Source organism: Dietzia sp. ANT_WB102 (assembly GCF_008369165.1).
In the GTDB taxonomy this organism is placed as follows: domain Bacteria; phylum Actinomycetota; class Actinomycetes; order Mycobacteriales; family Mycobacteriaceae; genus Dietzia.
In genome coordinates this window covers 1,468,025-1,493,198 of sequence record NZ_VOBA01000001.1, presented here as the reverse complement: position 1 = coordinate 1,493,198, position 25,174 = coordinate 1,468,025, and the positions used below count along the sequence as shown (strand labels likewise).

General features: G+C 69.3%; 25 protein-coding genes. 8 read left to right on the top strand and 17 right to left on the bottom strand.

The features are described from left to right. From FQ137_RS06855 to FQ137_RS06840, 5 genes are all read right to left on the bottom strand, one after another. Complete coding sequence (locus FQ137_RS06855) at positions 1-777, bottom strand: enoyl-CoA hydratase (protein WP_149291729.1); 777 nt, start codon at positions 775-777, stop codon at positions 1-3. A gap of 142 nt (positions 778-919) precedes the next feature. Further along, a complete protein-coding gene (locus tag FQ137_RS15355; RefSeq protein WP_188064990.1) occupies positions 920-1,087 on the bottom strand; it encodes a hypothetical protein in 168 nt (55 codons plus the stop codon). 22 nt (positions 1,088-1,109) lie between these two features. Further along, positions 1,110-1,769: a dTDP-4-dehydrorhamnose 3,5-epimerase gene (gene rfbC, locus FQ137_RS06850; RefSeq protein ID WP_149291728.1), complete on the bottom strand. Its 660-nt coding sequence runs from the start codon at positions 1,767-1,769 to the stop codon at positions 1,110-1,112. Between the two features lie 71 nt (positions 1,770-1,840). Continuing rightward, a complete protein-coding gene (locus tag FQ137_RS06845; protein WP_149291727.1) occupies positions 1,841-2,392 on the bottom strand; it encodes an LpqN/LpqT family lipoprotein in 552 nt (183 codons plus the stop codon). Positions 2,393-2,406: 14 nt separating this feature from the next. Continuing rightward, a complete protein-coding gene (locus FQ137_RS06840) occupies positions 2,407-3,213 on the bottom strand; it encodes an SDR family oxidoreductase (RefSeq protein WP_149291726.1) in 807 nt (268 codons plus the stop codon). A gap of 211 nt (positions 3,214-3,424) precedes the next feature. Between FQ137_RS06840 and FQ137_RS06835 the strand changes: the two genes are divergently transcribed. Next, positions 3,425-4,291: an oxygenase MpaB family protein gene (locus tag FQ137_RS06835; protein WP_149291725.1), complete on the top strand. Its 867-nt coding sequence runs from the start codon at positions 3,425-3,427 to the stop codon at positions 4,289-4,291. A 34-nt stretch (positions 4,292-4,325) separates the two neighbouring features. Here FQ137_RS06835 and FQ137_RS06830 read toward each other — a convergent pair whose 3' ends face one another. The 6 genes from FQ137_RS06830 to FQ137_RS06805 are packed head-to-tail and all read right to left on the bottom strand — an operon-like array spanning position 4,326 to position 9,992. Further along, on the bottom strand, positions 4,326-4,883 hold the full coding sequence (locus FQ137_RS06830; RefSeq protein WP_149291724.1) for a YdcF family protein: 558 nt from the start codon (positions 4,881-4,883) through the stop codon (positions 4,326-4,328). Beyond that, positions 4,880-5,797, bottom strand: coding sequence for a dTDP-4-dehydrorhamnose reductase (gene rfbD / locus FQ137_RS06825; protein ID WP_370452383.1), 918 nt, complete (start codon positions 5,795-5,797; stop codon positions 4,880-4,882). The genes FQ137_RS06830 and rfbD overlap by 4 nt, the downstream gene beginning before the upstream one ends. Before the next feature lie 23 nt (positions 5,798-5,820). Next, positions 5,821-6,702 (bottom strand): glucose-1-phosphate thymidylyltransferase RfbA, encoded by an 882-nt coding sequence (gene rfbA, locus FQ137_RS06820; protein WP_149291723.1) that lies wholly within the window; start codon positions 6,700-6,702, stop codon positions 5,821-5,823. Beyond that, positions 6,699-7,709, bottom strand: a complete 1,011-nt coding sequence (gene rfbB / locus FQ137_RS06815) for a dTDP-glucose 4,6-dehydratase (protein WP_149291722.1) — start codon at positions 7,707-7,709, stop codon at positions 6,699-6,701. Before rfbB ends, rfbA begins: the two co-directional genes overlap by 4 nt. 10 nt (positions 7,710-7,719) lie before the next feature. Beyond that, positions 7,720-8,871 (bottom strand): YihY/virulence factor BrkB family protein, encoded by a 1,152-nt coding sequence (locus FQ137_RS06810; RefSeq protein WP_149291721.1) that lies wholly within the window; start codon positions 8,869-8,871, stop codon positions 7,720-7,722. A 47-nt stretch (positions 8,872-8,918) separates the two neighbouring features. Continuing rightward, positions 8,919-9,992: a YihY/virulence factor BrkB family protein gene (locus tag FQ137_RS06805; protein ID WP_149291720.1), complete on the bottom strand. Its 1,074-nt coding sequence runs from the start codon at positions 9,990-9,992 to the stop codon at positions 8,919-8,921. A 164-nt stretch (positions 9,993-10,156) separates the two neighbouring features. On the opposite strand from FQ137_RS06805, the gene FQ137_RS06800 reads away from it, so the two are divergent. After that, complete coding sequence (locus FQ137_RS06800) at positions 10,157-10,552, top strand: hypothetical protein (RefSeq protein ID WP_149291719.1); 396 nt, start codon at positions 10,157-10,159, stop codon at positions 10,550-10,552. Positions 10,553-10,602: 50 nt separating this feature from the next. On the opposite strand, the gene FQ137_RS06795 is transcribed toward FQ137_RS06800, so the two are convergent. From FQ137_RS06795 to cysD, 5 genes are all read right to left on the bottom strand, one after another. Next, positions 10,603-11,451 carry a 3'(2'),5'-bisphosphate nucleotidase CysQ gene (locus FQ137_RS06795; protein ID WP_149291718.1) on the bottom strand — a complete coding sequence of 283 codons (849 nt, stop codon included), beginning with the start codon at positions 11,449-11,451 and terminating at the stop codon, positions 10,603-10,605. 422 nt (positions 11,452-11,873) lie between these two features. After that, entirely contained in the window at positions 11,874-13,130 is a 1,257-nt protein-coding gene (locus FQ137_RS06790) for a sodium:proton antiporter (RefSeq protein ID WP_149291717.1), read from the bottom strand. A gap of 96 nt (positions 13,131-13,226) precedes the next feature. Continuing rightward, on the bottom strand, positions 13,227-14,138 hold the full coding sequence (locus FQ137_RS06785; RefSeq protein ID WP_149291716.1) for a sulfite exporter TauE/SafE family protein: 912 nt from the start codon (positions 14,136-14,138) through the stop codon (positions 13,227-13,229). 4 nt (positions 14,139-14,142) lie between these two features. Continuing rightward, positions 14,143-16,074, bottom strand: coding sequence for a sulfate adenylyltransferase subunit CysN (cysN, locus tag FQ137_RS06780; protein WP_149291715.1), 1,932 nt, complete (start codon positions 16,072-16,074; stop codon positions 14,143-14,145). Then, complete coding sequence (cysD, locus tag FQ137_RS06775; RefSeq protein WP_149291714.1) at positions 16,074-16,991, bottom strand: sulfate adenylyltransferase subunit CysD; 918 nt, start codon at positions 16,989-16,991, stop codon at positions 16,074-16,076. Before cysD ends, cysN begins: the two co-directional genes overlap by 1 nt. A 164-nt stretch (positions 16,992-17,155) precedes the next feature. Here cysD and FQ137_RS06770 point away from each other — a divergent pair, with 164 nt between their 5' ends. From FQ137_RS06770 to FQ137_RS06745, 6 genes are all read left to right on the top strand, one after another. Next, positions 17,156-18,103, top strand: coding sequence for a helix-turn-helix domain-containing protein (locus FQ137_RS06770; protein ID WP_149291713.1), 948 nt, complete (start codon positions 17,156-17,158; stop codon positions 18,101-18,103). A 74-nt stretch (positions 18,104-18,177) separates the two neighbouring features. Next, positions 18,178-19,884, top strand: a complete 1,707-nt coding sequence (locus FQ137_RS06765; protein ID WP_149291712.1) for a helix-turn-helix domain-containing protein — start codon at positions 18,178-18,180, stop codon at positions 19,882-19,884. Between the two features lie 109 nt (positions 19,885-19,993). Then, positions 19,994-21,523 (top strand): aldehyde dehydrogenase family protein, encoded by a 1,530-nt coding sequence (locus tag FQ137_RS06760; protein WP_149291711.1) that lies wholly within the window; start codon positions 19,994-19,996, stop codon positions 21,521-21,523. Between the two features lie 152 nt (positions 21,524-21,675). Continuing rightward, positions 21,676-22,788 (top strand): NDMA-dependent alcohol dehydrogenase, encoded by a 1,113-nt coding sequence (locus FQ137_RS06755; RefSeq protein ID WP_149291710.1) that lies wholly within the window; start codon positions 21,676-21,678, stop codon positions 22,786-22,788. A gap of 264 nt (positions 22,789-23,052) precedes the next feature. Further along, positions 23,053-23,712 carry a type IV toxin-antitoxin system AbiEi family antitoxin domain-containing protein gene (locus tag FQ137_RS06750; RefSeq protein WP_149291709.1) on the top strand — a complete coding sequence of 220 codons (660 nt, stop codon included), beginning with the start codon at positions 23,053-23,055 and terminating at the stop codon, positions 23,710-23,712. A 66-nt stretch (positions 23,713-23,778) separates the two neighbouring features. Next, positions 23,779-23,991: a hypothetical protein gene (locus tag FQ137_RS06745; RefSeq protein WP_149291708.1), complete on the top strand. Its 213-nt coding sequence runs from the start codon at positions 23,779-23,781 to the stop codon at positions 23,989-23,991. A gap of 252 nt (positions 23,992-24,243) precedes the next feature. Here FQ137_RS06745 and FQ137_RS06735 read toward each other — a convergent pair whose 3' ends face one another. Continuing rightward, complete coding sequence (locus FQ137_RS06735; RefSeq protein WP_149291707.1) at positions 24,244-25,167, bottom strand: SDR family oxidoreductase; 924 nt, start codon at positions 25,165-25,167, stop codon at positions 24,244-24,246. Positions 25,168-25,174 lie beyond the last annotated feature (7 nt).

Genomic DNA, 25,174 nt, shown 5'->3' with positions numbered 1-25,174 from the left:
TCACTCCCCGCGCCACTTCGGGGTGCGCTTCTCCAGGAACGCGGACATGCCCTCCTGCGCGTCGCAGGTGACGGCGTTGGTGGCCATTGTCTCGGCCATCTCGCGGTACGCCTCGTCTTGTGGCAGGTCGATCTGCCGATAGAAGGCCTGCTTGCCGATCGCCACCGTCAGCGGACTGGCGTCGGCGATCTGCAGTGCCAGCTCGTCGACCCGGGCCCGCAGCCGGTCGGCGGGCACCGCCTCGTTGATCAGGCCCCAGTCCACGGCGACGGCGGCGTCGATCGTCTCGCCGGTCAGCAACATCTGCATGGCGCGCTTGCGACCGATAGTGCGGGAGACCGCCACCATGGGGGTCGAACAGAACAGTCCGATCTTCACGCCCGGGGTCCCGAAGCGCGCGGTGTCGACCGCCACGGCCAGGTCGCAGGTGGCGACGAGCTGGCACCCGGCCGCTATCGCGTGACCCTGCACCTCGGCGATGACCGGCTGCCTGATCGCCTGGATGCTCTCCATGAGGTCGACGCAGGTGGTGAACACTTCGCGCTCCTGCTCGAGCGTGCGGTCGACCATCTCCCCGATCTCGTGGCCGGCCGATAGTGCGGGACCGGAGCCGGTGAGGACCACGACGCTGCAGTCGGGGTCATTGCCGAGATCGCGGATCGCCGCGGTGGCCTCGCGCATCATCTGCAGCGAAAGCGGGTTACGGCGCTCGGGTCGGTCGAGGGTGACGCGAGCGATCGGGCTGCTGCGCTCGACGAGGACATACGGCGTGCTCATGGGGCCTCCGGAGGGGATGAGGGATTAGCCTTCCCCCGGTTCTACCCCGTGTGCCACGCCGTCGGGCCCGGACCGGCGCTGGTCGCCCCCGCCGGGCTACAGGCGAACCACTGATGTCGCCGGGTCGCGTCCCGTCCAGGAGTCAGTTCGCGGCTGCCTCGTGCTGTCCGTCGCACCACTGCTCGGCGGGCACGGTGGCCTTGACCTGGTCGACGTGCTCACCACAGCCGTCCCAGGTGGTCTTGCCGCAGACGGGGCAGGTGACCGGGTAACACATGATGATCTCCTCACAATAGACTCGATACCCCATGGGGTATACAAAAGAGGGTAGATCAGCTCCCGCCTGGGCGCCACTCCGCATCGACTCTGGACGACACAGTCCGCAGTCGCTCGACGTGCGTCCGGCAGGCCTCCCACTGTGGCAGACGGCCGTCGGCAGCGACGTCGAGCAGGCTCGGGGCATCGCGGTCGCGCTCGCTCATCACGTGCTCGATGGCCGTACCGTCGAGGGCCGTTCGGGGCCAGTCGATCGCGATCTTGGGATCGAATGCGTCGATCACATGCTCGGCTCCGGGCCGCCACCCCTCAGAGCAGAAGTACATCACGGTGGACTGCGGCTCGAGCGCCAGGAACCCGTGCGCGACGCCCTCGGGGATGTAGATCGCCCGCTGTTCGACGGAATCCAGGATGACCCCGGCCCACTCGCCGAAGGTCGGCGAGCCCACGCGGACGTCCACGATCACGTCGAACACGGTGCCGGACGGGCACAGCACGTACTTGGCCTGACCGGGCGGGACGTCGGCGAAGTGCAGACCTCGCAGCACCCCCTCCCCGGAGACCGACACGTTGACCTGAGCGAGGTCGAAGCGGTGACCGGTCATACGACGGAAGGCCTCGTCGGTGAACGCCTCGTGGAACATCCCCCGATCGTCGGAGATCTGCCTGGGGGTGATCTCCCACGCCCCCGACACGCTGAGCTCACGTAGCTGCACGTCGGTCCCGCCTTCCCACCGTCTGCCGGTTCTCGTCTCCTGTGGCGCCCCGCTGACGGGCGTCGCCCACCTTAGCCGCGCATGGCGTCCACGATCTGCGCAGCCGTCCACTCCCCGATCAGCAAGCAGCCCATGGCGTCGTCGTGGACGGAAACGTCCTCGCGCCACCCGGTGACGACGAACTGAAACACATATGTGGCCTCGTCGTCGCTCCATCCCACGATCAGACTCGAGGTGGCCATCTGGCCCGGTTCGGCCGAGTACGTGCCTCGCAGGTAGCGATAGGCGCTCCGCACGGCACCGGCGGACACGTCTCCCTCGCCCGCCACCTGGTCGAGCAGCACCCAGTCGGTCAACGAGTCGGCGGTGGCGACGATCATGTCGACCGCCTGCTCAGTGCCCATCGCGGGGGTGACGCGGGCACAGGTGGCCACCGCGTTGGGTGAGAACCCGTCGCGGTGGGCCGCCGGGTCCACGTAGATCACCGCGGACGGCTCGGGAGAGTCGATCCGCTGCCACGGCGGGTTGTCCACCCAGGTCAGCGGCTGCGCGGCGACGGCCATGGGCGGGCTCGCCTCGAGGCTTCGACCAGTCGAGGCGCAGTATTCCTGGATCGAGGTCACAGCTGTCGCCCCCGTCAGCCCTGCAGGCCCGCGCCGACGATGTGCGCGCCACCGTCGACGACCAGGGTCTGGCCGGTCATCCAGTGGGCGTCGTCGGACAACAGGAACGCAACGGGTCCGGCGATGTCGTCGGGTACCCCCAACCGGCCGGCCGGCAGCGCCGCACTCATGGCCTCCTCGCGGCCTTCGTACAGCGCCTCGGCGAATCTGGTCTTGACCACACCCGGGGCCACCGCGTTGACGCGCACTGCCGGCCCGACCTCCACCGCGAGCTCCTGCGTCAGCCGCATCACCAGCGCCTTGGTGGCGCCGTACCAGCCGATCCCGGGAGACGGGGCCAGGCCGGCGATCGAGGCGATATTGACGACCGCGCCGCCACGCTCGCCAAGGCCCGAATGGTAGACCTTCTGCGTCCAGGACAGGGTGCCGAGCGCGTTGACCTCGGTGATCTTGCGGGCGGCCGCGAGATCGAGGTCCACCGTCCGTCCGTACACCGGATTGATACCGGTGTTGTTGACCAGCAGGTCGATGGGCCCGAATGCCTCCTCGGCGCGGGCGACGACCTCACTCTGGTGGCCCTCGTCGTCGCTCTTGCCGGCCACGGCCAGCACCCGCTGCGGCGCGCCGAGGTCCGCGACGGCCTGGTCGAGCCCCTCCTGACCGCGCGCGGTGATGACCACCGACGCCCCCTCGGCGAGCAGGCGGCGGGCGATCCCCAAGCCGATCCCGCGGCTCGCGCCGGTGACGAGCGCGGTGCGGCCGGCGAAGCGGTCCGGGACGACGGGGCCGGTGCGGGGGTCGGGAAGAGGGGTAGCGGTCACGGCCGTCTCCTTGCGGGTTCTGAAACGCGTCTGGCATGCACCGTCCACCCTAGAGCCCCCACGCCTTCGGCCCCGCCATGCCGGGGTCTCTCGTGATTTCCTCAGCGACCACAGCCGGATTCCTTCACTAGCGCGCAGCCGGACGATAGAGTCTGTGACAGGTCCTATCCGGCCGCCCGCTCAGGCGGCGCCACAACCCCGGGGTGTGTGCATGTCAGCACTAGTTCCACGCGCTGCCGCGGGCGCACCGGCGTGCTCGATTCTCGACATCCCCGGACCCCGCTGGTTCCATCAGGGTGAGCCCATCTGGCGTATCCACGGCGACGCGTCCACCCCGATCGGCATCACGACCGGCCTACTCATGCTGATCTCCGACCCCACTTACGCCGCCGTGCTGGCGACCTGCGGAGCCGACGAGAACCCGTGGACGGTGGACGACTACTTGCACGATCTCGTGGAGATCTCGACGTTCGGCACCGTGGACGACGCCATGGTGACCATCGAGCACGCCCACCGCGACCACAGCTCGTTCTCCGGCACCACCGAACACGGCGACTACTTCTACGGCTCGGATCCGGGGCTCGTCGAGTGGGCGCAGGCCGCCATGGCATGGGCCCTGCTCGCCGCCTTCCAACGCTTCTCGGGTCAGCCGCTCTCCCCAGCCGACTCCGACAAGTACGTGCACCAGTGGTCGGGTCTGGCACACCTCCAGGGCGCCCGGGGCTTCCCGTCAACCGTCCGCGAACTCGAGCAGCTCCTGCGCCGCTCCCGCGCTCGAGCCCGGACCACCGTTGCCGGACGCCGCGCCGCCAGGCGACTGCGTGAGGCCGCCCGCGCCTGTCCCGGAGTCACTGAGAACTCAGCGATCGCCCACCGATCGTGCACCACGGTCGTGGACGCCGCCACGAGTCTGGTGCCGTCGGAGGTGCGTCGCGCATTGGATCTCCCGCACCGGCCGATGGACCGCGCCGCGGTGTTCGGGCGGATCACCAAGGCGCACGAGGGACTGCCCTCACCGCGGGTCACGACCCGCGCGCCGATCGCGGCCCCGTCCGCGATGCGGGCTGGGACCGCCTGAGCTCACAGGTGTCTGAGCTCACAGGGTCCTGAGCTCACCAATAGCCGTTGATGCGGCCCTTGACCCAGCCGGCGATCTCCCAGACCAGGTGAACCGGCAACATCGTGCGGTCGACGCGCTCGATGGGCGTCATCCGCACATCCAGCCCCGTGGCGTTCCGCATCCACGTGCCCGCCCTCAGCGTGTGGGGTCGATTGGTCACCACCAGGATTCGTTCCCAGCCGCGCGTCCTCGCGATCGCCGCGATCGTCTGAGCCTCGCCCCACGTGGTGCGCGGGTCGGGCGAGAAGCAGACGACCTCCGCATCGGCCGGGCGGGAGACACCGGTGCACAGTCGCCGTGCCACCGTCTCGGAATTGCCCCCGGGGTTGCTCACCAGCAACGTCTCGGCATACCCCGCCTCCACCAGGTCGCGGGCGTAGAGGTGCCGGCCATCATCGGCGCCGGCGAGCATCACCACGGCGTCTGCACGCACCGGCTCATCCGCGCGAGGTTGCAGCAGGAACGCACCCCAGGCCGTGAGCGTGAGCGCGCCCGCGATCAGCACCGCGGTGGCGGACAGGACGGTGCGGTGCAGGGGCGTGTGAGTCACCGACCGCCCCGGGCCTGCCACGCGTCCTCGGCGATCGCGGAGGTGAGGTCGGCCCGCCAGTCCGGCAGCGGCGAGAGACCGGCATCGCGCCACGCGGCGTCAGAGAGCACGGAGAACGCTGGGCGCGGGGCGGGCCTGGGGAATTCCTCCGTGGTGCACGGTCGCACCCGCTCGGGGTCGGCACCGTAGGCCTCGAACACCGCGCGGGCGAGATCGCACCAGGTGGCGCGACCACCGCCCGTGGCGTGCAGGGTGAGGCCCCGGGTGTCGTGGGTTCCGGCATTCTCGACTGCCAGCATCTCGAGTAGGAGATTTGCGAGCGCCTGGGCGTAGGTCGGCGAGCCCCACTGGTCGTCGACCACGGTGATCTCTTCGCGTTCGCGCTCCAACCGGACCATCGTCGCAACGAAGTCGCCCCCGGGGATCCCTCGCCGCTCGCGCGCGGGCCCGGTATACAGCCAGGCGGTGCGGATGATCGTCGTCTCCGGGTACACGGCCAGCGCGGCCCGTTCCCCCGCGAGTTTGGTGCGGCCGTACGCAGTCGCCGGCGCAGTGGGGTCGTACGGCTCCAGGGCAGGTGCCGTGGCGGGATCGCCACCACCGGGGACCTCGCCCGAGAAGACGTAGTCGGTGCTGATGTGGATGAGCCTCGTCCCCCTGTCCCGGCACGCGACCGCCAACGACTCCACGCCATCCGAGTTGATTGCTCGCGCGGTGGCCTCGTCGGATTCCGCGCCGTCGACATCGGTGTATGCGGCCGCGTTGATCACCACCTCCGGGGCGTGCCGGTCCAGCGCCGCCGCGATGGAGTCCGGCCGGGTGAGGTCGAGTTCGTCGCGGCCAGGGGTGTCGGCCACGCCGGACAGTGCGCTGCCGAGCTGGCCGCGACCGCCGGTCACGAGGATCCGGGGCAGGCCGGTCGGTCGGAATGGCTCCGTCACCTCAGGGCCCCCTTCTCGCGGCGCAGGACGTCGAGGAGGTACGCGCCGTAACCCGACTTGTGCAGGTCCCGCGCGCGGTCAACGAGCTCGTCGTCGTCGAGATACCCCATCCGCCACGCCACCTCCTCCGGGCAACCGATCTTCAGGCCCTGGCGATCCTCTATCGTGCGGATGTAGTTGCCGGCGTCGAGCAGCGAATCGTGTGTGCCGGTGTCGAGCCACGCCGTACCGCGCGGGAGGACCTCGACCTGCAGTCGGCCGGCCTCGAGGTAGTGGCGGTTGATGTCGGTGATCTCGTATTCGCCGCGGGGCGACTTCTCCAGTCGGCGGGCCACGTCCACGACATCGGCACTATAGAAGTAGAGACCCGGGACGGCGAAGTCGGAGACCGGGTCCTTCGGCTTCTCCTCGAGGCTGATCGCGCGGCCGTTGGCGTCGAAGTCGATCACCCCGTACTCGCCCGGGTTGGAGACGCGGTAGGCGAAGACCGCACCGCCGTCGGGGTCGGCGAACCTGCGCAGCTGTGTGCCCATCCCGGGGCCGTAGAAGATGTTGTCGCCCAGAATCAGCGCCACCGGCTCGTCGCCGATGTGGTTCGCACCCAGCACCAACGCCTGCGCCAGGCCCTCCGGAGCCGCTTGCTCGATGTAGGTGAGCGTGATGCCGAACTGGCCGCCGTCGCCGAGGAGCCGGCGGAACTGCGGGGCGTCCTGCGGCGTGGTGATGAGCAGGATGTCACGGATGCCCGCCAACATGAGCGTGGTCAGCGGGTAGTAGATCATCGGCTTGTCGTACACCGGCATGAGCTGCTTGCTCGTGGCCAACGTGAGTGGCTGCAACCGGGTTCCGCTGCCGCCGGCCAGGACGATGCCCTTCACAGGACCCGCTCCGTTCGCGCGTACTGTGCCTCGACGCGCTCCTTGACCGGCTCCCACCAGGCGCGGTTCTCGCGGTACCAGTCGATGGTCTGCCGCAGGCCCTCGCGCAGGTCCGTGTGCTGCGGCCGCCAGCCCAACTCGTCGCGGGTGGCCGTGGCGTCGATGGCGTAGCGCAGGTCGTGGCCGGGTCGGTCGGTGACGTGGTCAAACCCGTCGTGATCCATCAGTTCGCACAGCAGCTGCATCACGTCCAGGTTCGAACGCTCCCCGTCCGCCCCGATGAGGTAGGTGCGCCCCGGTTCGCCGCGGTCGAGGATCGCCAGGACCGCCGCGTTGTGATCGTCCACATGGATCCAGTCGCGCACATTGGCGCCACTGCCGTAGAGGCGGGGCCGACCGCCGGTGAGGATGGTGGTGATCTGCCGGGGGATGAACTTCTCCACGTGTTGGCGTGGACCGTAATTGTTCGAACAATTGCTCAGGGTGGCGCGCACGCCGAAGCTGCGCACCCATGCCCGCACCAGCATGTCGGCGCCCGCCTTGGTGGCCGAGTAGGGGCTCGACGGGTTGTACGCGGTGGCCGGGGTGAACTTGGCCGGGTCGTCGAGTTGAAGGTCGCCGTACACCTCGTCGGTCGAGACGTGGTGCAGCCGCACATCGTGGCGGCGGCAGGCCTCAAGCACGGCGTAGGTGCCGATGATGTTGGAGTGCACGAAGGGCCAGGGGGTGGCCAGCGAGTTGTCGTTGTGGCTCTCGGCCGCGAAGTGCACTACGGCGTCCCGCGGCCCGGTCAGCTCGCCTACCAGCCGGCCGGTGCTCTCCGGATTCGCGCAGTCCGCCTCGACCAGGTCCACCCGGTCTGCGGGCAGGCCGTCCAGGCTGGCGCGGTTGGCGGCGTAAGTCATCGAATCCAGCACCGTGACGTGGGCGTCCGGGTGCTCGCGGATCACGGTGTGGACGAAGTTGGCGCCGATGAACCCGGCTCCCCCGGTGACGACGAGGCGCATGCGCCCAACCCTACCGCCAGGCTCGGTCATCGCCCGAGGGCTCGTCGCGCGCCGGTTCTTCGCCCGCCCGATCCTCGCCCTGACGCGACTTCCCGGCTGCGGACACGCTGTCGGCGGCGGCTGGGGCGTCGGCGGCGGCCAGGGCGTCCGCACGGTCGGCGGCGGGCGGGTCACGGCGCAGTTCACGGTAGGCCGCGATCATCTTGGCGCGATGCCGGTGCTGCCAGTCCGAGGCCCGGGTGTCTCTGGGTGTCACCAGGAGCTCCTCCTCGGCGGGGATGCCCGCCCGCAACTGCCGGACGCGCAGGACCTCCGCGTCCAGATGCGCGCCAAACACCACGGCCATGTTGACCAGCCACAACCAGAAGAGAAAGACGATGACACCCGCCAGCGAACCGTAGACGCGGTTGAAGCTCCCGACGTTGGAGACGAAGAACCCGAACCCCACCGTCGCGGCTCCGATGATCACCAATGCCGCCGCGGCCCCGAGCGACACCCAGCTGATCCGACGACCGGAGACATTGGGGGCGAAGCGATACAGGACAGCCAGGGCGATGACGGCCGACACCAGAGCGGCGGGCCACTTGGCGGCGGACCACACGGCCAGTGCGGTGCCGCCGAGACCGATCCATCCGCCGACGGTCTCAGCGACCGGGCCGGAGAACACCAGCGCCAGCCCACCGATCGTCACCAGCCCGATGAGGAGCGCCGTCAGTAGCAGCCCCGCCGGCAGTAACCGCCACACGGGCCGCCCCTCTTCGATCCCGAGCACAGCGTTCATCGCCCGCCCCAGGGCCCACACGTATCTCGAGGCCGACCACAGTGCCACCACGGTGCCGATGATCAACGCCGTCCCGGCCGCCGGCGTGGTCACCAGGGCCTCGATCGGCCCGCGGATCGGGTCCAGGAGCTCGGGCTGGGCCACATCGGAGAGCATGTCCATCACTGCGTCCACAGTCCTCGAACCCTGGCCGAACACACCGAGCAGCGAGATCACCACGAGGAGCGCCGGGAACAGTGACAAGACCCCGTAGAAAGTCAGGGAACCCGCGAGATCGGGCCCGCGGTCACGGAGGAACTCCGACACCGAACGCGTGAGCACCAACCGGACGGTGTGCAGCCCTCGCCGGGCCCGCGCCGGAGCCGTCTGGGATCTGGTCATGAGCTGATTGTGTCCGCTGCCGTCGGGGGGCGCCTCAGCCGCGCCGGTCAGGTCCGGTCGCGGGCCTGCTCCACCTGGGCCTCGCGGCGGACATCGGCGGCATCATCGATCGCCTGCTGGCGCTTCTCCGCGGCCTTGTCACTGGCTGTGGTGTCACGGGGCGGGAGCTGGATGTTCTCCTCCGCATGCATTCCGGCTTGGAGCTGGCGGGCACGCTCCATCTCCGCGTCGACCTCGGCGCCGAACAGGAAGGCGTTGTTCGTGATCCAGAGCCACAGCAGGAAGACGATCACGCCGGCCAACGAGCCGTAGGTGGCGTTGTAGCTACTGAAGTTCGAGACGTAGAAGAAGAAGCCGACGGTGGCGACGCCCCAGACGATCAGAGCGACCACCGCCCCGAGTGAGATCCACCGGAACTTCGGCTGCTTGACGTTGGGCGCGAACCCGTACAGGACCGCCAGGATGATGACGACGACGAGGACCAGCACCGGCCACTTCGCGATGCCCCACACGGTGACGGCGGTCGAGCCGAGCCCGATGAGGTCACCGACCCATTGGGCGATGGGCCCGCTGACGACCAGCATGAGCCCGGCCAGCGCCACCAGGAGCAGCAGGACGGCGGTGAGCAGGACCATCATGGGCTTGAGCTTCCAGAAGGGCCGCCCTTCCTCGACCTCGTAGATGCGGTTCATGGCCCGACCGAAACCGCCCACGTATCCGGAGGCCGTCCAGAGTGCGCCGACGACACCGGTGACCAGGGCGAACCCGGCCGCCGGCGTGTTGATCAGCCCCTCGATCGGCCCGCGCAGCGCTGCGAGGGTCTCCTCGGGGACCGACCCATCGAGGATGTCCATCACGGCATCGACTGTGGCTTGGCCTTGGCCGAACACGCCGAGCAGAGAGACCACGGCGAGCAGCGCCGGGAAGAGCGAGAGGACCGCGAAGTAGGTCAGCGAGGCGGCGAGGTCGGTGCAGTTGTCCTTGCTGAACTCCACCGCCGCGCGTTTGAGTCCGAGCTTCCAGGTGCCTCTTTTCAAGGAGGTGGGCGAGTCCGGCTTCCCGGCGTCCGGGTCTGCGTCAGGGTGCGGTTTGTCGGTGATGTCGGGGCTAAGTGAACTCATGCCTAGGACTTTCCCATCACTGCGCCTCGACCGCACCCGACCCCGCCGTCTCGCGCGGGATTACAACCGGGGCCGGATGCGTTACCCTGATTGATGCCACGTCACCAAAGTGTCGTATCAGCTAGTTGCCACCCACTACACCGTTACCGAACAAGGGGAACGCCGTGAGCCTGTCCAACGCCATCCTCCGCGGAGTCACCGGAGCCTTCATTCTCAACTCCGGCCTCGGCAAGCGCGGAATGCCGACCGAAGCCGCCCAGGGACTGCAGGGCTTCGCCGCGACCGGAGTGCCCGCCGTGAACAAGATGGACCCGGATTCGTTCGGCAAGTTCGTCGCCTACTCCGAGATCGGGATCGGCGCCGCCCTGCTCACCCCGATCGTGCCCCGCAAGATCGCCGGCGCCGCCCTCGGCGCGTTCTCCGCCGGCCTGCTCGCGATGTACTTCCGCAACCCCACCATGACCGAGGCCGACGGCATTCGCCCCAGCCAGGAGGGCATCCCCCTGTCCAAGGACGCGTTCATGGCCGCCATCGCCGGCGCGCTGATCACCGCCAAGTAAACGATCCGCCGGCGGGACGCCAACCCGACGGCACCCGGCAACAGCCGGAACTAACGGCCCGGTCCCGCTCTATGCGGGGCCGGGCCGTCGTGGTCCGCGATCGCGCCCAGGATCGCGTCGGCAAGGTCGGACCGGCAGACGAGCAGGTCCGGAAGGTAAGTGTCCGCCACGTTGTACTCCAGCGGCGAGCCGTCGATTCGCACTGCGACGAACCCGCGGGCCAACGCCACCCCGGCCGGCGCCGCCGAGTCCCACTGATACTGCCCGCCGGCGTGAATATAGGCGTCCGCCTCACCGCGGACGACAGCTGCCGCTTTGGCGCCGGCCGACCCCAGCGGCACGAGCTCGCCACCTACCGCCTCCGCCACCGCGTCCGCGAATCGCGGCGGCCGGGAGGCCGAGAGGACGATCCGCGGACGGGAGCCCGATCGCGGAGGAAGAAGGCCGCCCCCGTGAACCCCGCCGTTGCCTACGGGTGCGGCGTAGATCTCGTCGTCGTCAACCCCCGCCACCACGCCGAGGGCCGGCAGACCGACTGCTGCGGCGGTGAGCCGTGACAACGCCGGGTCTCCGTCGCGTTCCCATAGGGCCACGTGAACGGCCCAGTCCGGTCGGTCGCCGAGTCCGTACTCGCGCGTGCCGTCCACGGGGTCGATGATCCACACTCGATCGGAGTCCACTCGCGCGAGGTCGTCGGCGGACTCCTCGGACAGGACCGCGTCATCGGGGCGATCGGCGGCGAGCCGCTCGAGCAGCACGGTGTTGGCGCGCCGGTCGCCGAGGTCACCGAGCTCTCGCCCGGACGGACCGGAGGACCGCAGGTCCACCAGCAGGCGCCCCGCCTCCATTGCGAGGTCGACGGCGAGCTGTTGATCCGGGGTACGCGTGGCGGCGGTCATGACCACCAGCCTAGAAGGCACGCCAGCAACACGGACACGGGATGCCTAACGCCAGCGTGAGCGCAAGCCCCGGCGCCGACCATGCCCGTATTCGCGCACGACGCGGGCGGGCTCGTCCGGGCAGCGGTGCGCGTCGGCCGCCACGCGGGCTGCCCCGCGCGATGGCAGGACACCACTACGCGAGTCGCAGCGACGACACCCCCAGACCGCGCCGTCAGCCGTCTCCTCGACGTAACAGTGACGCTCTCCGCCCTCGTTCATCGTTCCCCTCGGGGCAATGGCGTCCGCCCATAGCCGACGCACAGAAGGGAAGCATGTCATAAATTTTTACTGCATGACAGTGTTGCCATCGACACCCGCCGGACGCCGTCACAATTGCCGATCCACCAGCCGGCCCACCCCCCGGCTGATCCCGGCTGGCCTCAGGTGGACCGCCCGCGGAGACGGTCGAGCGCCTTCACGGCTGGCGACGACGCCGCCCCGTGCAGGACGATGGAAGAGACGATCACCAGCGACACCGCTGGCCAGAGTGACCAACCGTCATCCTTCGAGAAGTACCCCATCGCGTAGCAGAGGTAGAACAGCGAGCCGACGCCCCTGACCCCGAACGCCGAGACGAACACACGTTCCACGGGCTGGAGCCGGCCGTCGCCGAGCAGTGCGATCCACGCGGACAGCGGCCTGATGACAAACAGCACCCCGGCCGCTACCAGGACGTGCGACCATTCCAGCCGGGAGACGGCGTCCGAGATGAACGATGCCCCGATCACCAGCAGGACGAGCAGGGTGAGCAGATGCTCGGTGTATTCGATGAACTCGTGGGCCCGGGCGTGCTTCTCGTCGTGACGCTCGGCCGCCCGGACGCCGAGGGCCGCGCAGAACACGGAGAGGAACCCCCATCCGCCCACCAGCTCGCCGACGCCGTACGCCAGCGTCAGGGTGGCCACCGCGGCGGCGGGGTCGGCATACCCGATCAGGCGGTGGTCGCCGATGCGGACGCGGTAGAGGGCCGCGCCCACGAGCCGACCGATCAGCCAGCCGGCCACGGCCCCGATGACGGTCTTGCCGATGAGGTCCCATGCCAGCCAGGACCACACCCACTCCGTCGGCACGCCCTTGGTCGCCAAGTAGATCGCCAGGTACACGAACGGGAACGCGAGAGCGTCGTTGAGACCCGCCTCGGAGGTGAGGGCGAACCGCGCCTCGTCTGCCTCGTCGGTCACCCCCTCCGCCGTGCCCGGCCCCTCGACCTGCACATCGGAGGCGAGGACCGGGTCGGTCGGGGCGAGCACCGCGCCGAGCAGCACCGCGACCGCCGGGGTGACGCCCAGGGCCCACCACCCGAGGAACGCGACACCTGCGATGGACAGCGGCATCCCGATTGCGAGCAGGCGCCAGGTGGTGCTCCAACCCCGGAAGGACAGGGGACGGTCGAGTGCGAGTCCAACGCCGAACAGCGCGACGATCACGGTGATCTCGGCCATCCGCTCGGCGAGCTCCGCGTGCTCGATGACGTCGACGAGCTGTGACTCGGTGGGCATGAGCCATCCGATGAGCATGCCCACGCCCACGACGACGATCGGCGCGGACAGGACCCGGTCGCGCAGCAGTCGCGGCAGGAGCGACCCGACGAGCAGCGCCGCTCCGATGACCGCGTACATGAGGTCGGTGTTCACCACTGCTGGAGTGTGGGCGCCCCAGGGCCCACTGCGCCACCGGTGACGCCCGGGCGGCGTCGCCGGCGGCGGGAACCGGGCCCCGCGACCTCAGCCGGATCAGACGACTACGGCCCCCGCCGGCTCCTCTGTGTGCACCGAGTACCGGCGCACCAGCCGTCGCCACACCAGCGGGCCGACGGTCACGAGCACCAGCGCGATCAGCCCGATGAACAGTGGCGACGCGCCCAGCATCGCCGAGGCGGTCACCGCCAGCACGATCGTGATCCCCCGCCGGATCAGCCCCCCCGGGACGCGACTCGCGAACTTCGAACCAAAGTACGTCCCGATCGCACCACCGATCAGCAGCGGGACCAACAGGTTCCAGTCGACGCCGGTGACCATCACGTGCCCGACCGCTGCCGCGATGACCAGCGGGACCGCCTGCACCAGGTCGGTGCCGACGAGACGTAACGCTGCCAAGGTCGGGTACAGCAGCATGATGCACATCATGATGACGGTGCCAGATCCCACCGAGGTGATGCCGACCATGAGTCCGCCGATCACGCCGACCAGCAGTGTCAGGACCGGCTTGACCGGGGGGTTCGGATCATTTCCGGTGCTGATCCTGCCGGACATCTCGAAGAACGCCCGCAGGAAGTAGGCGGTGGACGCCACGATCAGCGTCGCGCCGATGGCTTTCTTGAGCAGCCCCTGCACGTCGTCCGCGCCGATCGCGTGGACCAGCCACGCCCCGAAGTATGCCGTCGGCACGGAGCCCAGGATCAGCCAGAACGCGATTGCGAGGTTGGGTTTGCCGTGCCGCCAGTGCACGCCGGCGCCGACGACCTTGTTGACCGCGTTGACCACCAGGTCGTTGGCGACCGCCGCCGTCGGCGGGATGCCCACGAGGATGAGCGCCGGCGTCATCAGTGCGCCGCCGCCCATCCCCGTCAGACCGATCACCACGCCGATGACGGCGCTGACGACCAGGAGGCCGAGCGACTCGTAGGTCCAGAGGGCCTCGGGCACCGGCTCAGATTCCCAGGACCGAGCTGAGGATCCGCTGTGCGACCTCTTCCGCCGTCCCGTCCTCGGGGCGCACGTGCAGGTCGGGGGTCAGCGGCGGCTCGTACGGTGCGGAGACTCCGGTGAACTCGGGGATCTCACCGGCGCGGGCCTTGGCGTACAGGCCCTTCGGATCGCGGGCCTCGCACTCGGCCAGCGGGGTGTCCACGAACACCTCGGTGAACGGCAGGTCCGCCGCGGTGTGGACCGCCCGCGCCGCGTCGCGGTCGGCGCGCATGGGCGAGATGAGAGAACAGATGACGACGACGCCGGCGTCCGCGAACAGTGCCGCCACCTCCGCGGTGCGGCGGATGTTCTCCGCACGGTCGTCGGCCGAGAACCCGAGGTCGGCGTTGAGTCCGTGCCGCAGATTGTCTCCGTCGAGGATGTAGGCGGGATGCCCGGCCTCGACGAGCAGTCGCTCGATCTCCGAGGCGACGGTGGACTTGCCCGAGCCCGAGAGCCCGGTGAGCCACAGCGTGCGGCCCTGCCCCCGGTCCCCACGCTGGACGGCACCGGCGTGCCAGACCACGTTGGAGCCCGTCGCTGCCGGCCCGATGATCATGCCCGCGCCCACGGTGTTGCCGGTGATCTCGTCGACCAGGATGAACGCACCCGTGTCGCGGTTGCGCCGGTAAGGGTCGTACATCAGCGGGGTCTGCGTGCGCAGGCCGATGCGGCCGATCTCGTTGAGCTCGAGCTCGGTCGAGTCCGGATCCCGGTGCAGGGTGTTGATGTCGAGTCGGTACTCCATCCCGGTGACGATCGCCTTGGTCTCGCGGGTGGTGTGCTTGACGACGTAGCGCTTGTTGGTCTGCAGGGTGGTGTCGTCGGCGAACCAGCAGACCATCGCCTCGAGTTCGGTGCCCTGGTGCGGGCGGTTGCCGGGACGCGCGATCATCTCCCCGCGGACGATGTCGATCTCGTCGTTCAGGGCGATCGTCACCGCGGCGGGCGCCGCGGCCTCGTCCAGCTCCGCCCCGCCCGGACCCCAGATCGCCTTGACCGTGGACTGCCGACCGGACGGCATGACCACCACATCGTCGCCCGTCTTGATGATGCCGCCGGCGACGGTGCCGGCGAACGAGCGGTGATCCAGCCCGTCGGCACGCTGGGGGCGGATCACGTACTGCACCGGGAACCGGACGTCGGTGAGGTTGCGGTCCGAGGCGATGTGCACGTTCTCGAGGTGGTCCAGCAGTGCCGGGCCGGTATACCAGGGCATGGCCTCGGAGCGGTCTACCACGTTGTCGCCCTTGAGCGCGGACAGCGGGACGAAGGTGACGTCGTGGACCTCGAGCTTGGCGGCGAAGTCGGTGAACTCGGAGCGGATCGCCTCGAAGGTGGCCTCGTCGTAGTCGATGAGGTCCATCTTGTTCACCGCGACCACCAGACGCGGGATGCCCAGCAGCGCCGACAGGAAGGCGTGGCGGCGGGTCTGCTCGAGGACTCCCTTGCGGGCGTCGACGAGGATGATCGCCACGTCGGCCGTGGAGGCGCCGGTGACCATGTTGCGCGTGTACTGCACGTGGCCCGGGGTATCGGCGATGATGAACTTGCGCCGCGGGGTCGAGAAGTAGCGGTAGGCCACGTCGATCGTGATGCCCTGCTCGCGCTCGGACCGCAGCCCGTCGGTGAGCAGTGCGAGGTCGGTGTACTCGTCGCCGCGCTTGGCCGAGGTGGCTTCGATCGAGGCGAGCTGGTCCTCGAAGATGCCCTTGGAGTCGAACAGCAGGCGCCCGATGAGGGTGGACTTGCCGTCGTCGACCGACCCGGCGGTGGCGATGCGCAGCAGCTGGGCCTGGTCGGACATGGTCTGCAGCTGCTCGGCAGAGCCCTGGCCGGCGGACGGCACGGACACGGTCGCCGACGCCGTGGTTGCGGTGGTCGGGGTGCTCATCAGAAGTAGCCCTCCTTCTTGCGGTCTTCCATGCCTGCCTCGGAAATCCGGTCGTCGGCGCGGGTGGCGCCGCGCTCGGTGACGCGGGTGCCCGCGACCTCGGCGACGACGGCGGCGTTGTCGGCGGCATCGGACTCCACGCAGCCGGTGCAGGTCGCGTCGCCGACGGTGCGGAAGCGGACCAGCTCTGTGCGGGACTCCTCGCCGGGCAGCGTCTCGAGGAACCGGGTCTTGGCCAGGAGCATGCCGTCGCGCTCGATGACCTCGCGCTCGTGGGCGTAGTAGATCGGGGGCAGGTCGATGTCCTCGCGCTCGATGTACTGCCAGATGTCCAGCTCGGTCCAGTTGGACAGCGGGAACACGCGGATGTGCTCACCCTTGCGGTGCTTACCGTTGTAGAGCTTCCACAGCTCTGGGCGCTGCGCGCGGGGATCCCAGGCGCCGAACGCGTCGCGGAACGAGAAAACACGTTCCTTGGCGCGGGCCTTTTCCTCGTCGCGCCGGGCGCCACCGAAGACCGCGTCGAAGCGGTTCTCCTGGATGCCGCGCAGGAGTGCGGTGGTCTGGAGCCGGTTGCGGCTCGAGCCGGGACCGGTCTCCTCGACCACGCGGCCGGCATCGATGTCGTCCTGCACGTGGGAGACGAGAAGTTGGACGCCGGTCTCGGCCACGATCCGATCGCGGTAGGAGATGACCTCATCGAAGTTGTGCCCCGTGTCCACGTGCATGAGCGGGAACGGCATCGGCGCGGGCCAGAAGGCCTTGCGGGCGAGGTGGAACATCACCACCGAGTCCTTGCCGCCGGAGAAGAGCATCCCCGGGCGTTCGAACTGCGCGGCTACCTCGCGGAAGATGTGGACGGACTCCGCCTCGAGCGCGTCGAGATGCGAGAGCGTCACCGCCGACCTTGTCGTCATGCGACCTCCAGTGTCGTGGGCCGTCCAGGTCTCCGGACGGCAGGTGGCAGACAGGTCTGTCTGCCCCGGGCATCTGGACCATCGTGCGCCCGCCCGACGGTTTTTCCCTCTCCCCCGACGCAAATGCCGGCTGGTTGACGATTAGTCGACATAGGATGACGACTATGCGACACGAACCGACCCATCGGGTGCTCGCGGTGGTCGAGGCACTGTCGGTCGACGGCCCTCCCCTCCCGCTGGCCGAGATCGCCCGCCTCACCGGTGCCAGCCGGACCACGCTCCACGCGGTACTCGCCGAGATGGACTCTCAGGGCTGGGCCGAGAAGGCCGCCGGGGGGTGGCGAGCGGGGCCGAGGCTGCACGAGGTGGGCATGGCACTGGCCGCGGAGGTCGATCTGGTCCGGGCGGCCCGGGAGCCCCTCGAGGCACTGGTCGATGCCACCGGGATCGCGGCGGTCGTATTCGAGGTCCGGGACGGGATGGCCGAGGTCGTCGACTCGGTCGGGGCCGGGCCGCGGACCGCGGCGCGGGACATCATTCCCGTCGGACACGTGATCCCGGTGCGCGCTCCCTTCGCCCGCGAACTGGCAGCCCGCCTCCCGGTGGTCGACCAGCGCCACTGGCTCGCCGACTCCGCGCGACTCACCTCGACTGCCCGGGACCGGCTCGACATCGTCCTGCCACAGATCGCACGTCGCGGCTGGTCGATCGAGCGGCTCACCCCCTCCCGCCGCGAACTGCTGCGAATGGCCGACTCCCTGGAGGCCTCCGGCATCGGCGCGCTGGTCCGCGACCGCGTGTCGGAGTTGTTCGTGGAACTGTCCGAGATCGACGTGACCGATGCCGAGCTGAGCGCAGCCTCCGACCTCGCGGTGGCGTCAGTGGCTGCCCCCGTCGTGCGCGGGGACGGCCGGGCGATCGGCTCAGTGGCCGTGGCTCCAGGCCGCCGCATGACCGGCCGCGCAGTCGCCCGGGCCGTCGAGGCGGTGACCGAGTGCGCGGACGCCGTCTCCGCCCGCGTCGCCTCGCGGTCGCGCAGCCGACGCCCGGCTGGCCTGCCTCCGCACCCCGTACACCCTGCGCACGCGTCCCGCCACGCACCAGCGACCTGACCGCTCCGTTCTCGACCCCGCCCCCGCTGCGCGTATGGTGTAGATCACACCCCTCGCCCGCCCGGAGGTGCCCGTTGCCCCAGACCGTCCGCACACCCATTGAGCTCAGCCCAGACCAGCTGGGTCAGGCGTGGCGCCGGTCTGAACTGAGCGGACTCACCCCGCAGAGCGCTCGCCCCGGTGCCCCGGACCCGGGCGGGTCACGTTCGCATCGCCTCGCCGAGGCCGCGCGCCCCGTGATGGACGGCCTCGACGCCGTCCTCCGTGACACCGGTGCGACCTTCCTGCTGGCCGACCGTGAGGGCCGGGTCATCCGCACCGTTCGCGACAACGCGCGGATTTCCCGCATGCTCCTCCGGCGAGGGGTCGACGACGGCGCGACGCTCACAGAAGAGGCGGTGGGCAATAACGGCATCGGCACGGCGTTGGAGACGCGGGCCGGGGTGTTCATCCACGGCGAGCAACACTTCGCCGAGGTCCTGCGCGACTTCGTCTGCTACGGCCACCCCATCGTCGACCCGCTCACCCACCGACTCGTGGGCGCCGTCGACCTGACGGGGATGGACGCCGACGCCTCCCGCATGTTCGCCCCGTTCGTCCGGAAGATCGTGGCGGACATCGAAGCCCGCTACATCGACACCGCCCGCGCCGACGACCGTGAGTTGTGGCGTCGCTTCGTCGAGCGCACCCGCTCCTCGGACACGGCCACCTGCGCGTTCGGGGACGAGGTGGTGCTGGCATCGCACTCCAGCCTCGAACGTCTCGACTCCAGTGACCTCGCCACGCTCCGGCGCCTGGTCGAACGTGACGAGATCGGCGAGGCCGTGGAGCTCTCTGTGGGCACCGTGGGCGTGCTCGCGAGCCGGGTAGGTCGCCGCGCACACCTGCTGGACCTGACGTTCCCGGACCCGGGCCCCCCGATCGCCCCCGGCGTCCACGTGGTCGCCCGCGGACCCTGGCGCACAGTCGAGCCGAGCGGAGCCTCCGCGGCAGCGGGAGCGGCCCCGGGCGGTGGCGACATGCCCCCCGTGGTGGGCGCCCCGACCGTGGTGCGGAGCCACGCCGTCCAGGGCCCCTCCGGGTCAGGGAGGACGACGACGGCGAGAACGATCGCCGGCCCGGAGGCGAGCCATGTCCGGCTGGCCGAAGCCGATCACGCCGCCGCCGCGTGGCGGGAACTGGCCGCTCCCGCCCTGCGCGAACGGGGCGGGTCGCTGATCCTCGACGACATCGACTTACTGGACGACGCGGACCTGCGCCGGTTGGCGGCACGCCTGGAGTCCGCCGTGGCCGAGCTCGTCGTCGTCACCAGTCGCGACGACCCGCGCCCCGCGGTTGCGGCCGTCCTCGACTCGTGTGACCGACGGACGACGGTCCGACCCCTGCACGAGCGCGGCGCCGAGGGCGAGGAGATCGTCCGCCGGATGGTTGCCGACCTGGCCGCGCGGCGCGGGGCGCGACCCCCCACGGTGACGCCACGGTTCGTCGACGCGGCCTGCACCCTCGATCTACCCAACGGCCTCGCGACCCTGCGCTCGGTACTCGCCGAATGCCTGGAGACGCTGTCACAGAAAGGCTCGGGGACACTCGACGTCGACGCCCTGCCCTCCCGCTCCCGGTCGGCCCGACCACCCAGGCCCGGCGAATTGGCCCGCGGGGAGTACGACGCGATCGTCGCCGCGCTGTCCGAGTGTGGCGGGGTGCGCTCCCGGGCGGCCCGTCGCCTGGGCATCAGCAGGACCACCCTGTACGCGCGGATGCGGGAGTTCGGACTGTCCTGACCGTGTCCATCACGGTGTCCAGAAATTGGACACTTCGCTCTGTCGACCCGACCCCATGATGGGTTGTGACCGGCCTCACACCGAGGCGGTCGGTTCTTCGGAGGTATTCATGACCGGCACACTCTCCCGCGACACCGGCGCCACCAGCCGGGTCGACGAGCGGCTCAGCAGCGAGGCCCGCGAGTTCCTCGCGCGACCGCACCAGTTGTTCATCGACGGCCAGTGGGTCGACGCCGCCGACGGCCGCACCTTCGGCACCTTCGACCCCGCCACCGGCGCTGAGATCACACAGGTCGCCCACGGTGGGCCCGAGGATGTCGACCGCGCCGTCGCCGCCGCCCGTCGCGCATTCGACGACGGCGCGTGGGCAAACATGAAGCCCAACAAGCGCGAGCAGATCCTGTGGCGGATCGGCGACCTGCTCGATGCCAAGGCCGAGATGCTCGGACAAATCGAGGCACTCGACAACGGCAAATCCGTGGCCATCGCCACCGCGGTGGACGTGGCCTGGGCCGCCGACGTGTTCCGCTACTACGCGGGCTGGGCCACCAAGATCGAGGGCTCCACCGTCAACGTGTCCATGCCCTTCGCCGGCGACAAGCAGTTCCACGCCTACACCCAGCGCGTCCCCGTAGGCGTGTGCGGCCAGATCATCCCGTGGAACTTCCCGCTCCTCATGGCCTCGTGGAAGCTCGCACCCGCACTGGCCACCGGCAACACGCTCGTCCTCAAGCCCGCCGAGCAGACCCCCCTCACCGCGCTCCTCCTGGGCGAGATCATCGCCGAGGCCGGGGTCCCGGACGGCGTGGTCAACATCATCACCGGTTTCGGCGACGCCGGCGCCGCCATCTCCGCCCACGACGACGTCGACAAGGTGGCTTTCACCGGGTCCACCGAGGTGGGCAAGCTCATCGTGGACGCGGCCAAGGGCAACCTCAAGAAGGTCTCCCTCGAACTGGGTGGCAAGAGCGCCAACATCGTCTTTGCCGACTGCGACATGGAGGCCGCCGTCGCCGGGTCCGTGGCCGCGTGGATGTTCAACCACGGCCAGGCCTGCACCGCGGGCACCCGCCTCTACGTGGAGGACTCCATCTACGAAGAGTTCACGCAGGCCGTGGCCGACGCCGCAGCCAAGGCCACCATCGGCCACGGGCTCGACCCGGCGACCGAACTCGGCCCGCTGGTCGACCAGGACCAGTTCGACAAGGTGTCCTACTACCTACGCGCCGGGATCGAGGACGGCGGCCGCGCCCTGACCGGCGGCAACCGCCACGGTGACACCGGCTTCTTCGTCGAACCCACCGTGTTCGTCGACGTGGAGCCGGACCACCGGGTGGTCAAGGAGGAGATCTTCGGCCCCGTCGTGGCGGCCCTGCGATTCACCGACATCGACGACGCAGTCCGCCAGGCCAACGACTCGATGTACGGCCTGGCCGCCGGCGTGTGGACCCAGGACATCTCCAAGGCCCACAAGGTCGCCAGTCGCCTGCACGCCGGCTCGGTGTGGGTCAACCAGTACAACGGCTTCGACACCGCGATGCCCTTCGGCGGTTTCAAGCAGTCCGGATGGGGCCGCGAGCTAGGCCAGGGTGCGCTCGACCTCTACACCCAGACCCGCTCGGTCAACATCCAGCTCTAAGACCGGGACCCGGCGTCCCCGTGCCCCCCCTCCGGGGACGTCGGCGACTCCCTATGACACGAGCCTGTCCCCGCTTCCCCTCCGCTCTCCGCTCGCTTCCCTCAACCCTCCGCTCGCTTCTGCGCTGTGAGCTCTCCCCGAAAGGACCACCTGTGAAGACCAAGGCAGCAGTACTGTTCGACCTCCACAAGCCGTTCGAGATCATCGAGCTCGACCTGGACGATCCCGGCCCCGGCGAGGTCCTCATCAAGTACACGGCCGCGGGCCTGTGCCACTCCGACCTCCACCTGTCCGACGGTTCACTCCCACCCCGCTTCCCGATCGTCGGTGGCCACGAGGGAGCGGGCGTGATCGAGGCAGTCGGAGTCGGCGTCACCAAGGTCAAGCCCGGCGACCACGTCGTGTGCTCGTTCATCCCCAACTGCGGCACATGCCGGTACTGCTCCACCGGCCGCCAGAACCTATGTGACATGGGCGCGACGATCCTCGAGGGCCACATGCCCGACGGCACGTTCCGCTTCCACTCGGGAGGCAAGGACTTCGGCGCCATGTGCATGCTCGGCACCTTCTCCGAGCGTTCGGTCATCTCCCAGCACTCGGTGGTCAAGGTCGACGACTGGCTGCCGCTGGACAAGGCCGTGCTCGTGGGCTGCGGTGTCCCGTCGGGTTGGGGCACCGCCACCTACGCCGGCAACGTCCGCCAGGGCGACACCGTGGTCATCTACGGCATCGGCGGGCTCGGCATCAACGCCGTCCAAGGCGCCGTCCACTCGGGTGCCCGGCACGTCGTCGTGGTCGATCCCGTGCAGTTCAAGCGGGACGAGGCGCTGAAATTCGGCGCCACCCACGCATTCGCCGACGCGGCCGAGGCCCACGCCGAGGTCGAGAAGCTCACCTGGGGTCAGATGGCCGACCAGGCCCTCATCCTGGTGGGCACGGTCGAGGAGGAGGTCGTCTCGAGCGCGTTCGACGTGATCGGCAAGGGCGGCACGGTGGTCATCACCGGCCTGGGGAACATGACCGACAAGACCGTGCAGGTCAGTGGCACGATGATGGCCCTGTTCGGCAAGACCATCAAGGGCTCGCTGTTCGGTTCGGCCAACCCGCAGTACGACATCGTCAAGCTGCTGCGCCTGTACGACGAGGGCAAGCTCAAGCTCGACGAACTCATCACCACGACGTACACGCTCGACGAGGTCAACCAGGGCTACCAGGACCTGAAGGACGGGAAGATCATGCGTGGAGTGATCATTCACGACTCCTGACGCTCCGCCCTGCGCGGCACACCCGCGGCCCCTCCCGCATCCGCCCCTCCCGCATCCCGCATCCGCCCCTCCCGCATCCCGCATCCGCGCGCAAGTACTGCAGCCGCTCACGAAATTTCTTCAGCGGCTGCAGTACTTGCGCGCGTTTGCGATGGGAAGGCTGGACCTGGACGAAATTTCACAGGCTGGCCCCCTCCACAGCATGTGCCAGCGAGCCCGTTCTAGGACCGGATCAAGCTCGGCGGCCCTGGCACCGTGGCCGGCATGACGCCACAGATCCCGTTCATCCCGGGCCAGCCGTTCACCACCGCAGAGGCCATCAGGGCGGGACTGTCGCACCGCACTCTCGCCGCGGCGACTGCCGCCGGACAGCTGGTTAAGAGCAGGCACGGATGGTTCCACTTGCCCGCACCTGGCGAGAGCGGAATACAAGCCGCCGTGCGGGCATCGAAGATCGCGCTCGCGGAGGGGCCGGCCGATGCAGTGATCAGCCACCACACTGCGGCAGAGCTGCACGGCCTACCTCTGGTACGAGCCAGAGCTAACCGGGCTCACCTCACTGTCGACCGACCTACCGGTGGGCGTAACGCTGCCCACGTTCAGATCCATACCTCCCCCGCGAACTCCTTGTCCATTACCGAAGTCGAGGGCATTCCCGTCACCAGTATCGACAGAACGATTGTCGACCTAGCCCGCTCGGCGGGTTTCGATGCAGGCGTATGCGCAGCGGACCACGCGCTGAGAAGTGAGCTGGCAACCCGCCGGTCTCTCATGGACGAACTCGAATTACACCGCGGCCGCACAGGGGTCGCGATCGCGCGGGATGCCATAAACTTCGCCGACCCGCTAGCGGAGAGTCCAGGCGAGTCGCTCTCTCGTTGCGTCATGAGATCCCTGGGCACAATCCCGATTCCTCGGCTGTAACACCAGTACCTGTCCGCTGAAGGTCACGCTGTCGCGCGCACGGACTTTTCCTGGGGCGACGGCGCGTTGGCCGGAGAGTTCGATGGCCGGATCAAGTACTCAGGGCGTGCGGTCGACGGTGCAGACCCCGGTGAGGTCGTGTGGCGGGAGAAGTTACGCGAGGACCGACTGCGGGATCTCGGCGTGGTGGTGATCCGTTGGGTCTGGAACGACCTGTTCATGCCGAAGAGATTCGAGCAGCTATTGCTCGGTGGGCTCCGGCGAGCGCAGCTCCGCTGACCATGCCTAACCGACCCATCGCCATGCGCGCGTAATTACTGCAGCCGCTCACGGAATTTCACGAGCGGCTGCAGTAATTGCGCGCGGCTGCGGCGAGGGCGGAAGCGGCGAAGGCAGCGGAAGCGGCGAAGGCAGCGGGAGCGGCGGGGACTGGCGGGGGCGGTCGCGGCTGCGGGGGGCGGGTTTCAGCGAAAGGCCCGCGGGAGCGTCCGACCCGAAAGCAGACATCCTGCCGGCGATGCGCGACTCGTCTCAGGGAGTAGGTGCGCCGCCCGTCACCGACAGCGTGTTGCCGGTGGTGTACGACGACTCCTCGGAGCCGAGGTACACGTACGCACCGGCCATCTCCACCGGCTGGCCGGGCCGGCCAAGCGGATTCTTCTGCCCAAAGTACGGAAGCTTCTCCGGCTTCTGTCCACCGGTGACCTGCAGCGCGGTCCAGAACGGTCCCGGAGCCACGGCGTTGACGCGGATCCCCCGCGGCGCGAGCTGCTGCGCCAGCGCCTTGGACATCGTGTTGACCGCCGCGCGCGAGGTCGCGTAGTCAACGAGCCCCGGCGACGGCGTGTAGGCCTGCACCGACGAGGTGAATATGACGCTCGCCCCGGGCTGCAGGTGACCCAGTGCTTCCTGCATCATCCAGAACGGGGCCGAGATGTTGACGTTCATCGTCTCGGCCCATTGTTCGGAGGTCAGGTCCTCGAGGTTCTCCACGTACGTCTGCCGGGCCGCGTTGAGCACCAGCACGTCGATCCCGCCAAGCCCGGCGACTGCATCGCGGACGATCCCCCGCGCCACCTCCTCGTCACCCACATCGCCGGGCAGCAGCACACACGTCCGTCCGGCCTCGCGGACCAACCCCGCGACCTCGTCGGCGTCCGACTGCTCTGACGGCAGGTAGCCGATAGCGATGTCGGCGCCTTCTCGGGCGTACGCGATCGCGACGGCCCGTCCGATTCCCGAATCGCCGCCGGTGATGAGTGCTCGTCGGCCGGTGAGCCGGCCGTGGCCGACGTAGGACGTCTCCCCGTGATCGGCAGGCGGCACGAGCTCTGACGCGAGCCCGGGAACGGGCTGCGCTTGCATCGGGATCTCCACCTCGTACTTGGAGGTGGGGTCGACGAGCATCGCGTCGTCGGGCTGGCCGGAGGGCGAGGCGGTCGGATCGGTGCTCATTGGTGGC